Genomic DNA, 13,202 nt, shown 5'->3' on the forward strand with positions numbered 1-13,202 from the left:
TCAGAGTGAAAATCCATATCGTACAGAAAGGGGATACTCTTTGGAAGATCGCCAAGAAGTACGGCGTGAACTTTGAAGAGCTGAAAAAGATGAACGCCCAGCTCAGCAACCCTGATATGATTATGCCCGGTATGAAAATAAAAGTTCCAACTGCTGGAGGAACAATAAAGAAAGAAGCTCCGATCGCAGGTGGAACGCCTCAAGCAAAAATCAATATGGGTGGCAAAAAGGAAATGCCGATTGCCAAAGAGAAACCGATGCCAATGCCAGAAGTGAAGAAAGAAGTGCCAAAAGAGGCTCCCGTAAAGGAACAGCCGAAGAAGGAAATGCCTAAACCGGTTAAGAAGGAAGAGCCTGTTAAACCATATAAACCGAAGATGCCAGTGCAAATTAAGCCTGAAATCGATATTAACAATTACTATATGATGAATATGGCCAATATGCAGCTCCCGCCACAGCCAAAACCACAGCCAAAACCACAGCCAAAACCGCAGCCGAAGCCGAAGCCGCAGCTCCCGCCCAAGCCGGACAATATCTTCCCGGAAGTCAAACCAGAGGTCAAGCCAGAAATCAAGCCTGAGGTCAAGGCTCCAGTCAAGCAGCAGACCAAACCACAGGTTAAACCAGAGGTAAAACCTCAGTTGCCAAAAGCTGAGATGAAACCAAATGTGAAGTCAGAAATAAAGCCCGATATAAAAATTGAAAAGAATGATTTCATGGATGAATCACCATCAATGATGCCATTCGTTCAAGGAGGTTACCAGCAGCCGATGATCCCTTATCCTTATAACTGTTACCCAGGAGCACCTTCCATCACAGGTCCCGCCTATGGCCATCAAGGACAGCAAATGCCATACCCACAGGTACAGGGGATGTCCCAATACCCAGGAATGATGCCAAACATGGCATTGCCAGCGGAGGATATGGAATCATCATCTTTTGCCCAGATGCAGATGCCATTAAGCCCGACTATGGGGGGGAATATGCCTCATCATACAGCACCGCAAATGACAGGTCCTGTTTTCCATGGTGTTCCTATTTCACCTGTAATGCCTGGACCGGGCTGTATACCGGAACAAGGGTATCCTCACCAGATGCCATATATGCCGCAAGTAGCCGGTGCGATGGATAATCAAATGCATCTACAGCCACAAGTAGGCGGAATGATGGATAACCAAATGCCGCAGGTGGGCGGAATGATGGATAACCAAATGCCGCAGGTAGGCGGAATGATGGATGATGAATCTTCGGATATGCCAATGCCTCAGATGCCGCAAGTAGGCGGAATGATGGAAAATCAAATGCCGCAAGTCGGAGGGATGATGGAAAATCAAATGCCACAGGTCGGAGGGATGATGCAGGGGCAGATGCCGATGATGCCGCAAGTAGGCGGAATGATGGAAAATAATCAAATGCCACAGGTAGGCGGAATGACGGATCATCAGATGCCGTATCAAATGCCACAGGTAGGCGGAATGACGGATCATCAAATGCCGCATCAAATGCCGCATCAAATGCCGCATCAAATGCCACAGGTCGGAGGAATGATGGATCATCAGATGCCGCATCAAATGCCACAGGTCGGAGGAATGATGGATCATCAGATGCCGCATCAAATGCCACAGGTAGGCGGTATGATGCAGGGCCAGATGCCGCATCAAATGCCGCAGGTCGGAGGAATGATGCAGGGGCAGATGCCGCATCAAATGCCGCAGGTCGGAGGAATGATGCAAGGCCAGATGCCGATGATGCCGCAAGTCGGAGGAATGATGCAAGGCCAGATGCCGATGATGCCTCAAGTCGGAGGAATGATGGATAACCAATTTCCACAGGTAGGCGGAATGATGGATAACCAAATGCCGCAAGTAGGCGGGATGATGCAGCCTCCAATGATGCCAAAGCAGGCAGTCCAGGGTGCCGGCAATGATTGTGGCTGCGGAGGTCAAATGGGTAATCCTTACGGTATGATGGGAGCAGGAATGCACCATCCTCAGCATATGATGCACCACGGATTTGCCGGTGCTCCGGGTATGCAGCCTCACCCGCACCATGGATATCAAATGGGCATGGGTCCGCAGGGGTTCATGAATCTTTACGGAGCAGGTCCAATGGGTGGAGGCTACGGAATGCCGATGCCGCGCTTCGATGATGAAGAGAGCAATGAATATTAACATCAAGAGGGGTGGAGACGATTTCTTTTTCAATCGTCTCTTCTCTTATTTATCCAGAGAACTCGATGTGGAAATCAAAGGTATGACCCATCTGAGAGGGAATGTCTATCTGGTTGAAACAGTCAGCAAAAAAATTATTATAAAAGGATATAAGGATCTGCGAAAATTAAAAATTCAAGAAACATTTGCTTCATCGTTGCGGAAATCGGGTTTTAACCAATCCTACCGGTTTTATAATCAAAATAAAGATCCGCTTCATTTCCATGGGTCATACTATGGTTGTATTGAATTTATTGACCATCATGAGCAGCGTTTTGATTATGGAGTCCAAAAGGACAGAGAGGATGGCGTTGAACTGCTGAATAGGTTCCATGATCATACTTCAGTTCTTGTTCCTTCGTATGCTGCTATGCTGCCGAAAACGGATATAGCGGGAAAGTGGCAGCATCGAAAACATGAATTCACGAAGAACCTCCCTGCAGTTAATCGCTATGTTAATAAAAGCATGACCGATGAGCTCCTGGAATGGGCGGATTTTTCGCTGATGAATTTTACGAAGTTGAAAAATGATCTCGAAACAGAGCCGCCAGCCATCCTCCACGGAGATGTAGCCCACCACAATTTTCTGCGCTCGAAGGCCGGGAAGCTGTTCATAATTGATTTCGATTTAATCAGCACTGGATCGAGAGCCTATGATATGCTGCAGTACGCAAATCGGATTCTGCCATTCCTGGATTGGCGGTTTGAGTCACTGGCAAAAATAAAGCATTTAAATAAATGGTTGCGCTCTGATGCTTTCTTATATGGGCTATTATATCCTGCTGATATCCTAAGGGAGTGGAACCGCTTGTTGAGGGAAAGAAATCAATCCAATCCATCTAGTCTGGGACCAATCGTTGGAATGACTGCCGGCCAGTTTCAGCAAAGGAAACGTTTTCAGGAAGAGGTTAAATCCAGACTGGATGTTTAGGTTTTTGGACGTATCTGTCAGAATGAAAATCCAGCCCCATCCGCACTCTAATAATGAGCATATAACATGCTCATTTTAGCTAGGATGGGGGTTTTTCGATTGAACAAAAGAATGTTGTTCTTACCTATAGCTTCCTTGCTCACAATAGGGCTGACGGCTTGTAATGGAAATGAGGAAGCCGCTGTACAGGGCAGGAATGCCAGCGGTGGGCAGCCACTTGGCTATTACTCGAACGAAAAAGGGAATGAAATTGACGTGATGGATGACAGAGAGGGTGCTGTCACGGAGCTTTTTGACCATAATTTCGGAAAAGAGGGAATAGCCGCAGAAAACCGGAAACGGAGGATGCTTCAGTCCAGAGATGAAAATGGCAATCCTCCGAATCCAACCGTCCCTCGTTCTGACCATGACCATAACTTTTTCCAAAGAGATAATAAATACAGCCGCGGTGATTTAAATTACCATGGACACCTGAGTGAACAGAGGGGAAGCGGCCAGGCAAGAATCTACACGAATTCTGAACAAGATAACAGATTGGCCCGCAAAGTAGGAATTGCTGCTGAGTCTGTCGATAATGTCGATAAGGTAAGGTCGGTTTTATTTGGCAGGAAAGTAGAAATTGCCGTGACCTATAAGGACAAGTCACTAAAAAAACAGACAGACAAGAAAATCAAACAGGCTGTCCTTCCATATACTGAAGACAGAGAACTTCGCATCATCGAGGATGAAGGAACCTTCAGCAGATCAAGGAATATTGATTATGACCGGAAGAATGGAAACCCGCGGGAAAGCATCAACTTCAATCCGTAAGCACGATAGAAGGCAGAGTAACCTCTAGCCTTCTATTTCATGTTTATTTATGGCTCTATTCGTAAACTTTGCTGCTTGCTCAACCAAAAGTAAAAATTGCTGCTGGATTTTTAGGAGTATCATGTAAGGAGCATTAAGAAAAGAGCTTCAAATCCTTACGGCATGCGGCTAAGGAGTTTTATGCGAAAAGCAACAATCAATGCGAAAACAGCCTTATTTTAAAAGGATAAATAAGAACATTTTGGCTACACTATTAGTGAAAAAGAAACATATTTTAGCAAATAAGAGAGGTGGACAGCAATGGCTTCAATCAAATTATTAAAAGTATTAAGCTCAGCTGTTATGCTCCTAATCGGTCTATCGGGATACAGTTTAGTACTTCAGACAGAGCCAGTTTTTGCTGAGAAGCCTGAAGAAGCAGTCGAGGAAATCAACGAACCTCTTAAGATCACCATCATTTTGCAAAGAGTCTACCTTGATGGTGAAATGAGTGAGGAACGGATTCAGGAAACAATTTGGTCTATGGAGGACTTTTGGGCAAAATATGACGAATGGCAGCTAGTAGATATAGAAGCGAACAAGGCGGTATTCAGGCAGGAATATGATGATATTTCGCCGCTTTTGAAGGCAAATGGATATTTTGGGCTCTCAGATGAAGGAGTCCTAACTATTTTTAATGGAAGGCCGGATGGTTCGAATATTATCCAATCCTTCTTTCAGATTGACCTCGGCAGACTTGAAAGTATTAAGCGTGATCAATTGAAAAAAGGCATACCAATCCGGAATAAACAATGTTATGAAGAGGTATTGGAGACTTTTAAACCATATACAGTGAGAGAAAACAGTGAAGAGCCGGGATGACTGGCTCTTATTTGTGTTTTCCAAGGTTTCGGAGAGATTTTATTACTGGGGAGGACGTGGCGTTATAGGCGGGCAGCGCTGGTCGGGGCTGACCAAGGCGCTTGCGCTTTTCTTATAAAAATGATCATACGTTCGCCTTTTTGCATATTTTTATTCATACCTTTAAAAGGAGTATGTTAAAATGAGTTACAGCAAAGCAGAGGGGCGAGAGTATTGTATGAATTCATAAAAGGTACCGTCGATTTCGTCGGTCCTGAATATATAGTGATTGAAAATAGCGGGATTGGGTATCAAATCATGACACCAAACCCATTTATATTCACAAAAGAAGCAGGTAAAGAGATTTGTATTTTTACATATCATTATGTCAGAGAAGACCTCATTGCTCTATACGGATTCAAGAATCGAGAAGAAAAGGCGCTTTTCACAAGGCTTTTGAATGTTTCGGGAATCGGACCGAAAGGGGCTCTGGCCATCCTGGCATCGGGTGAGCCTGGTCAGGTGGTGCAGGCAATTGAAAATGAAGATGAATCGTTCCTGGTCAAATTCCCTGGAGTAGGCAAGAAGACCGCCAGACAAATGATCCTCGATCTGAAGGGGAAGCTGCATGACCTTGTGCCAGATTACTTCCCTAATCTTTTCAATTCGGACGAGGTTGCTGCCACAATAAGCCAGTCGGTTGAATTTGATGAGGCGGTTTTGGCACTTAAGACGCTGGGTTATTCTGAAAAAGAAATCCGCAAAATAACTCCAGATTTGAAGAAGGAAACATTGACGACCGATCAATATATAAAGAAAGCCTTACAAAAGCTATTAAAGTAATGCTGAGTTAACATTGACCGATACGATTCAGGATCGGTCAACCAGCTTATAAGAAGGGTGAGAAACAGATGGAAGAACGAATCATCTCCAGTGAAGCGGGCGACCAGGATGTTTCATTTGAGCAGAGCCTGCGTCCGCAGACACTCAGGCAATATATCGGCCAGGATAAAGTGAAAGCAAATCTTGAGGTATTTATTGAAGCGGCCAAAATGAGGCGTGAAACGCTGGACCATGTGCTGCTCTACGGACCGCCTGGTTTGGGCAAGACGACGCTCGCAGCAATCATCGCCAACGAAATGGGAGTCAACCTCAGGACGACATCCGGACCGGCGATCGAAAGGCCTGGGGACCTGGCAGCCATCCTGACGGCATTGGAACCTGGCGATGTCCTGTTCATTGATGAAATTCACAGACTTCCAAGAACGATCGAGGAAGTACTCTATCCCGCTATGGAAGACTTTTGCCTTGATATCGTCATAGGGAAAGGGCCAAGTGCCCGATCTGTCAGGCTTGATCTCCCGCCGTTCACGCTTATTGGTGCGACAACCCGCGCTGGTTCGTTGTCAGCTCCATTAAGAGACAGGTTTGGAGTTTTGAGCCGTTTGGAATACTATAATGAGAAACAGCTAACTGATATTGTCGTCAGGACAGCCGAGCTTCTGGAAACTGCCATCGACTGGCCTGCCGCCCAGGAGCTTGCGAGGAGATCGCGAGGGACGCCGAGAATCGCCAACCGCCTATTGAAGCGGGTACGCGATTTTGCGCAGGTGCGAGGCAATGGCGCTGTTGAGGAAACTCTTGCCCAGGAGGCATTGGAACTGATGCAGGTAGACCGTTTGGGACTTGACCATATAGACCATAAATTGCTCAAAGGCATCATTGAAAAATACCGCGGCGGACCGGTCGGATTAGAGACGATTTCCGCAACCATCGGAGAGGAATCGCAGACAATTGAAGATGTGTATGAGCCATATTTATTGCAGATCGGGTTTTTACAGAGGACACCTAGGGGAAGAATTGTAACGGAGGCAGTATACCGGCATTTTGAAATGGAGGTGCCTGAGCGATGACAGGTGCAGCTAAGTTCGTGATGGTCGCCGGGGCCGTCATTTTCATCATTGGCTTCATCATGCAGTTTGTCAATTTGGGAAGGCTTCCAGGAGACATCGTCATAAAAAAAGGCAACACGACCTTTTACTTCCCAATTGTGACATCCATCCTGGCAAGCATTATCTTGTCTGCGATCTTTTACTTTATCGGCCGATTCAGATGATCGGCCCATGAACAAAATAAATAGAAACTTAGTAAGGGTGACAACATGAAAGTAGATTTGTTTGATTTCCATTTACCTGAGGAACTGATTGCCCAGACTCCGCTTGAACAAAGAGCGGAAAGCAGGCTGATGGTCCTGAATAAAGAATCTGGCAATATAGAACATGATGTTTTCAAGAACATCAAAAGTCATCTGAAACCGGGTGACTGCCTCGTCCTGAATGACACGAAAGTTCTTCCGGCAAGGCTTTTTGGCATGAAAGAGGACACGGGAGCTAAAATAGAAGTCCTTCTCTTGAAGCAGCTTGAGGGAGATGAATGGGAAACGCTTGTGAAACCGGCAAAGAGAGTAAAGGAGGGCACAAAAATCATCTTTGGCGACGGCCTGTTGACAGCGGAATGCACCGGGGAAGCTGAACACGGCGGCAGGAATCTTAAGTTTTCTTATAACGGGATCTTTTATGAAGTGCTGGAACAGCTGGGAGAAATGCCTCTTCCTCCTTATATTAAGGAGCAGCTGGAGGATAAGGACAGATACCAGACTGTGTTCGCAAGGGAAAGAGGATCGGCGGCAGCTCCGACCGCAGGCTTGCATTTTACAGAGCAGCTGCTGGAAGAAATCAAGGACATGGGCGTCCATATCGCCTTCATTACCCTTCATGTCGGACTGGGAACGTTCAGGCCTGTCAGCGTGGATTCCATCGAAGAACACGATATGCACTCTGAATTTTACCAGGTGACTGAAGGAACGGCCTTGCTGCTGAACACCGTCCGTGAGCAGGGCGGCCGAATCATCACCGTTGGAACGACTTCAACAAGGACCCTGGAGACGATTGCGACAGCCAATGATGGTAAGTTTGTCGCTGAAAATGGCTGGACAAACATCTTCATTTATCCCGGATATGAATTTAAGGCAATCGATGGGATGATTACGAATTTCCACTTGCCAAAGTCGACATTGATCATGCTTGTAAGTGCTCTGGCTGGACGGGAAAATGTCCTTAATGCCTATAATAAAGCTGTAGAGGAAAAGTATCGCTTTTTTAGTTTCGGGGATGCGATGTTGATCTTATAGTTCTATCACTAAAAAATATACACTTAATTGAAATTGGACTTCTGGAAGGAGCTTATACATTGTCAGCAATCCGTTATGAATTAATTAAAACCTGTAAGCAGACAGGAGCAAGGCTTGGGCGTGTGCATACACCGCACGGCTCTTTTGAAACTCCGGTCTTCATGCCTGTTGGTACACTGGCAACAGTCAAAACTATGTCACCCGAGGAATTGGTCCAGATGGGTGCGGGGATTATCCTGAGCAACACCTATCATCTTTGGCTGAGGCCAGGCCATGAGATCGTCAAGGAGGCAGGCGGCCTGCATAAATTCATGAACTGGGACCGCGCCATCCTCACTGATTCAGGGGGATTCCAGGTGTTCTCTTTGAGTGAGTTTAGGAAAATTGAAGAGGAAGGCGTTCACTTCCGCAATCATATGAATGGGGACAAGCTTTTCCTTTCCCCAGAGAAAGCGATGGAAATCCAGAACGCGCTTGGTTCTGATATCATGATGGCATTCGATGAATGTCCGCCATACCCTGCTGAATATGACTATATGAAAAAATCAGTCGAGCGGACCTCCCGCTGGGCAGAGCGCTGCCTCACAGCCCATCAGCGTCCACAGGATCAGGGATTATTCGGGATCGTCCAGGGCGGAGAATATGAGGAATTAAGAAAGCAAAGCGCAAAAGACCTGGTTTCTATGGACTTCCCAGGTTACGCAGTTGGCGGCCTTTCAGTCGGCGAACCAAAGGATGTGATGAACAGAGTGCTGGAATTCACTACTCCATGGCTGCCGTCCGATAAGCCTCGTTACTTGATGGGAGTTGGTTCTCCGGATTCCTTGATCGATGGTGCCATGCGCGGTATTGATATGTTCGACTGTGTCTTGCCTACCCGTATCGCCCGAAATGGCACATTGATGACAAGTGAGGGAAGACTGGTTGTCAAGAACGCGAAATTCGCCCGTGACTTTGGACCATTGGATCCTAACTGTGATTGCTATACATGTAAAAATTACAGCAGGGCCTACATCCGCCACCTGATTAAAACAGATGAAACGTTCGGAATTAGACTTACTTCTTATCATAATCTACATTTTCTGATAAACTTAATGGAGCAGGTCAGACAGGCGATCCGAGAAGACCGTCTGGGGGACTTTAGAGATGAGTTTTTTGAGCAATATGGTTTCAATAAACCGAATGCCAAAAACTTCTAAATAAACTGCTTTTTAATAAGGCTGCTCTCGCATGGCGTCATCAGCCTTGAACATGAAAGGAGGGGAAATGAATGGAAGGATTAGTAGGTACAGTATTCCCGCTATTGTTGATGTTTGTACTATTCTATTTCTTGTTGATCCGCCCTCAGCAAAAGAGGCAGAAAGCGGTTCAGCAAATGCAGAGCGACCTGCAAAAAGGTGATAAAGTAGTAACAATCGGCGGTTTGCATGGAATTGTCGATGCACTTGATGAAGGTACTGTTGTCATCAAATGTGGAGACGGAAGCCGTCTTACATATGACCGCGCGGCAATCCGCGACGTCAAGGAATCAGCAGCAGGAGTATAACGAAAAGCGGAAGCGTCTCAAGGCTGCAACCAGACAACCGACTCGAGCTGCTCAAAGCTAACGCTTCTGCAAGATACTCGAGGAAGCTATTTCTAGGATGAAAACTGGCTGGGCGCTGGAGCTGGACAATAATCGAAGTGTAAAATGTAATAGCTATTTTTCAAACGAAAAAGAAGCGAACTCTCGGTTCGCTTCTTTTTTATGCCTTTGAAGGACCGCCAACGATGTTTACACCGAGAATGCCACCCATCATAGCTGTGAGAATATAGCAAATATGGTAGATGATTTGTTCAATTGAAAATAGGCTGTCATAACCCAGGTATTGAAACAGGAAAATAACTAAAGAATAAACCAGGCCCGTTGCTCCTCCAATCATCCACCCTTTTTCTTTTCCATTTCCGCCAGTAATAAAGCCGCCGATGAAAATGGATAAAAAAGAAATGGATGTCATGACGTACTGAAGTGAAGCTTCTTGGACAGAAGTGAACTTTAAAAGAAGAGAAAATATCAAACTGCTCACGATTGCCAGTAGAAATATTGCAATTACCCCGTACAGGACGGCCCTTCCTAAACTTTTGGATTCCATTAACCCCTCTCCTCTCTGATCTGATCCCTTTAAACGGGAAATGCCTAGTACAAGCATATTCACGAAAAAGGACAAATAGAATCAGTTTTATACAGGAGATATTATAAAAAATACTTAAACAATAAGTATTTTTTCAGTTCGGAGTTAAAGACTAAAGAGGAATGCTGTGTGAAGGGCGGGGAATACCGTGGAACAATATTTGATTATCCTTTTTAGGACAGTTCTCCTTTATTTATTGATCCTGTTGATTTTTCGTTTAATGGGAAAAAGGGAAATCGGTGAATTAAGCGTTCTTGATTTGGTTGTCTATATTATGATCGCTGAGATGGCATCCGTGGCCATAGAAAATACGAAGGATCCCTTGATCAACACTCTTCTCCCAATCGGCATATTTGTAATCATACAAATTGCACTGGCAGTGCTTTCGCTTAAAAGCAAAAGATTCAGGGATATCGTGGATGGAAAGCCGACAATCATTATTAATGATGGGAAAATCGATGAAAAAGCCATGCGGTCGCAAAGATATAATTTTGATGATCTGCTGCTTCAATTAAGAGAAAAGGATGTAGGGGATATTGCCGATGTGGAGTATGCCATTTTGGAGCCGTCCGGTACCCTGTCCATTTTCCAAAAGAAACAGGGTGAACAGGATGGGGAGCAGGATAGCAGCAGTCTTGCACTTCCACTGATCATCGATGGCGAGGTCCAGAAGGATAACCTTGGGATGGTTGACAAATCAAGTTCCTGGCTGCTGGAGCAGTTAAAAAAACGGGGATACGAAGATCCGGGAGAGATTTCCTTTTGCAGCTACCAAAATGGGGAATTTTATATTGATCTTAAGGATAAATAAAAACGTGGACAACGCCCACGTTTTTTTTCTTACCTTTTTATAAATGATGTAAGTACGGATTGTAATTTCGAAAGCTCATTTTTTCTGATCAACCCAAGCACGACAGAGAGAGACAAGTACAGAATGCTTACAGTCCCTGCATTTATAAGAATCCTTGCTGCCAATGAAAGATTCCCACCAAGCCAGTCCCAGAGCATGAAGCCCATTGACCCCGATAGAATGATAATAACTAATACCTTTACATAATCTTTTACATAAAAAGTAAATGAAACAGCCTTCAGCATGGTCGCGAAATGGAGGAGGGTGATCAGGACAATTCCCATGACCATACCGAGGGCTACGCCGTTTATGCCAAAAGCAGGCTGGCTTGCCAACAGGAAGATGACAGCGGTCTTCGCAAGATTTCCAATCAGGCTGTTGATCATCGCTGCCCTGGCCAAATCAAGAGCCTGCAGTGCTGCCTGCAGCGGTCCCTGGAAATAGTAGAACAGGAAAAATGGTGCCATGAGCTTGATGAATTGTGCTCCATTGGAAGTCCCGTACATCAACGTCATTAAGGGTTCGGCCAGAACATATAAAACGACGATTGCCAGGCCCCCTGTCAATAGGGAAAATCGCAAAGATTGCTGCAGAAGATGTTCAATCACCTTCATGTTCTTTCTGGAGTTCGCTTCACTGATAGCAGGTACAAGTGAGGTGGATAAAGAATAGGTGATGAACGATGGCAATAACAGCAAGGGCATGGCAAAGCCAGTCAATGCCCCATATTGTTTCGTGGCGGCTACGGCGGCGACTCCGGCAATCGCCAGACTGTGCGCAACGACAATCGGTTCAAAAAACCAGGAAACAGATCCGATCAATCTTGAACCTGTTGTTGGCAATGCAATCCCCATTAAATCATTGAAAGTCGACTTTCCGGAATGGACGAATTGAAAGAAGTTCTTTCGCAGCCTAAATTTTTTTCGCAGCTTAAAGGTCGTCATCAAATAAATCAATGAAATAAGCTCTCCAATCACTGACGCAATCATGGCACCCGCTGCGGCATATTCAATTCCATACGGCATGAAGGCTTTTGTCAAAACAGCAATCAAGGTGATCCTGACAAGCTGTTCGATCACTTGTGATTTCGCGGATGGCCGCATATTCTGCCTTCCTTGGAAGTAGCCGCGGAGAACCGATGATACTGCAACGATCGGAACAATTGGTGCAATGGCAAGCAGCGGCCATTGTGTTCTTGGATCCGTGAACAATGTCTCGGACAGGTATGGAGCAAGCAGAATGAGCGCTGGTGTAAAGATAATCGATAGGGATATGGTGGTGGCAAGGGAAACGACAAGGATTTTCTTGATTTTTTGGAAGTCGCCTCTTGCCTCAGCTTCAGCCACATTTTTTGAAATCGCAACTGGGAGCCCTAGCTGGGTAATTGTCACGACAAGCACCATGGTCGGGAAGGCCATCATATAAAGGCCAACACCTTCCTCGCCGATGAAACGGGCGATGACAATCCGATTTATGAATCCAAGCACCCTCGTGACGAGGCCGGCCATTAACAAAATAAATGTTCCTTTTAAAAACTTCGACATTCCGCTCCCTGCCTTCTCAAAAATGCATATTTCATATACAATTAACTATATGCAAGAAAGTGGACAAAGCATGACAAGGTTAAGACATTTAAAGACTGGAAAATTGGACGGGGAGGCCAGGTAATGAATCCAAGCCATCAATACGGACGGTTTTACAAGCAAGTGAAACCCGCTCTGGAAAGCAAAGTTGAAGAATTCAAAATATTCGGTTATGAACAAGTTGGAGAAAAAGAATTATGGGATTATCTCACGAAGAAAAAGTGGAAGAAACCGAAAGAAGAAATTCAAATGTATGAAATTGTCGCTGATATTTTATCCGCAAAAATCGGCGACGTAATGAATTTCACCACCGTTGAAGCCTTCAAACTGGGAGACTTTGCGCTTGATAATGAAGAAGAACGGAAAGAGCTGCTGAAATGATGAAGCTCTATACTTAAAAGGTTCATAGGTATAGCTGATATCTCCTTTATATGGTTCATTGGACATTTTGAGCGAGGTACCCCTAAAGAAATGTCTAAAAAGAGGTCTTTAATAGACATTTTGAACAGGGGACCCCAGTGAAATGTTTAAAAAAAGGACTTTAATAGACATTTCGAACAGGGAACACCCGTGAAATGTCTAAAAAAAGGACTTTAATAGACATTTCGAACAGGGAA

Annotated in this window: 14 protein-coding genes; 12 read left to right on the top strand and 2 right to left on the bottom strand. The window is 45.2% G+C overall.

From position 1 onward, the window contains the following. The first annotated feature begins 5 nt into the window (after positions 1 to 5). The 10 genes from safA to yajC all read left to right on the top strand — a co-directional run bounded on the left by safA (position 6) and on the right by yajC (position 9,527). Complete coding sequence (safA, locus tag J7E37_RS00370) at positions 6 to 2,171, top strand: SafA/ExsA family spore coat assembly protein (RefSeq protein WP_215021783.1); 2,166 nt, start codon at positions 6 to 8, stop codon at positions 2,169 to 2,171. Then, positions 2,113 to 3,141 (top strand): phosphotransferase, encoded by a 1,029-nt coding sequence (locus J7E37_RS22390; protein WP_215021787.1) that lies wholly within the window; start codon positions 2,113 to 2,115, stop codon positions 3,139 to 3,141. The genes safA and J7E37_RS22390 overlap by 59 nt, the downstream gene beginning before the upstream one ends. Positions 3,142 to 3,240: 99 nt before the next feature. Beyond that, entirely contained in the window at positions 3,241 to 3,951 is a 711-nt protein-coding gene (locus J7E37_RS00380; protein ID WP_214778033.1) for a YhcN/YlaJ family sporulation lipoprotein, read from the top strand. Between the two features lie 300 nt (positions 3,952 to 4,251). After that, a complete protein-coding gene (locus tag J7E37_RS00385; RefSeq protein WP_251009378.1) occupies positions 4,252 to 4,812 on the top strand; it encodes an intercompartmental signaling factor BofC in 561 nt (186 codons plus the stop codon). 213 nt (positions 4,813 to 5,025) lie between these two features. Further along, complete coding sequence (ruvA, locus tag J7E37_RS00390) at positions 5,026 to 5,634, top strand: Holliday junction branch migration protein RuvA (protein WP_215021790.1); 609 nt, start codon at positions 5,026 to 5,028, stop codon at positions 5,632 to 5,634. 68 nt (positions 5,635 to 5,702) lie between these two features. Continuing rightward, positions 5,703 to 6,704, top strand: a complete 1,002-nt coding sequence (gene ruvB / locus J7E37_RS00395) for a Holliday junction branch migration DNA helicase RuvB (RefSeq protein WP_215021792.1) — start codon at positions 5,703 to 5,705, stop codon at positions 6,702 to 6,704. Continuing rightward, positions 6,701 to 6,907, top strand: a complete 207-nt coding sequence (locus tag J7E37_RS00400) for a DUF2905 domain-containing protein (protein WP_214778040.1) — start codon at positions 6,701 to 6,703, stop codon at positions 6,905 to 6,907. The genes ruvB and J7E37_RS00400 overlap by 4 nt, the downstream gene beginning before the upstream one ends. A gap of 45 nt (positions 6,908 to 6,952) precedes the next feature. Further along, the gene (queA, locus tag J7E37_RS00405; protein ID WP_214778042.1) at positions 6,953 to 7,981 is read left to right on the top strand and encodes a tRNA preQ1(34) S-adenosylmethionine ribosyltransferase-isomerase QueA; all 1,029 of its coding nucleotides are present in this window, start codon (positions 6,953 to 6,955) and stop codon (positions 7,979 to 7,981) included. 59 nt (positions 7,982 to 8,040) lie between these two features. After that, positions 8,041 to 9,180 carry a tRNA guanosine(34) transglycosylase Tgt gene (gene tgt / locus J7E37_RS00410; protein WP_214778044.1) on the top strand — a complete coding sequence of 380 codons (1,140 nt, stop codon included), beginning with the start codon at positions 8,041 to 8,043 and terminating at the stop codon, positions 9,178 to 9,180. A gap of 71 nt (positions 9,181 to 9,251) precedes the next feature. Further along, positions 9,252 to 9,527, top strand: coding sequence for a preprotein translocase subunit YajC (gene yajC, locus J7E37_RS00415; protein WP_214778046.1), 276 nt, complete (start codon positions 9,252 to 9,254; stop codon positions 9,525 to 9,527). 199 nt (positions 9,528 to 9,726) lie between these two features. Here yajC and J7E37_RS00420 read toward each other — a convergent pair whose 3' ends face one another. Next, positions 9,727 to 10,113, bottom strand: a complete 387-nt coding sequence (locus J7E37_RS00420) for a TIGR04086 family membrane protein (RefSeq protein WP_214778048.1) — start codon at positions 10,111 to 10,113, stop codon at positions 9,727 to 9,729. A 187-nt stretch (positions 10,114 to 10,300) separates the two neighbouring features. Here J7E37_RS00420 and J7E37_RS00425 point away from each other — a divergent pair, with 187 nt between their 5' ends. Next, positions 10,301 to 10,963: a DUF421 domain-containing protein gene (locus J7E37_RS00425; RefSeq protein ID WP_214778050.1), complete on the top strand. Its 663-nt coding sequence runs from the start codon at positions 10,301 to 10,303 to the stop codon at positions 10,961 to 10,963. Between the two features lie 29 nt (positions 10,964 to 10,992). On the opposite strand, the gene spoVB is transcribed toward J7E37_RS00425, so the two are convergent. Then, positions 10,993 to 12,546 carry a stage V sporulation protein B gene (gene spoVB, locus J7E37_RS00430; protein WP_215021794.1) on the bottom strand — a complete coding sequence of 518 codons (1,554 nt, stop codon included), beginning with the start codon at positions 12,544 to 12,546 and terminating at the stop codon, positions 10,993 to 10,995. Positions 12,547 to 12,669: 123 nt separating this feature from the next. On the opposite strand from spoVB, the gene J7E37_RS00435 reads away from it, so the two are divergent. After that, positions 12,670 to 12,966 (top strand): post-transcriptional regulator, encoded by a 297-nt coding sequence (locus tag J7E37_RS00435; RefSeq protein WP_214778052.1) that lies wholly within the window; start codon positions 12,670 to 12,672, stop codon positions 12,964 to 12,966. Positions 12,967 to 13,202 lie beyond the last annotated feature (236 nt).

This window comes from Bacillus sp. ISL-39 (genome assembly GCF_018613295.1).
Lineage (GTDB): Bacteria > Bacillota > Bacilli > Bacillales > Cytobacillaceae > Mesobacillus.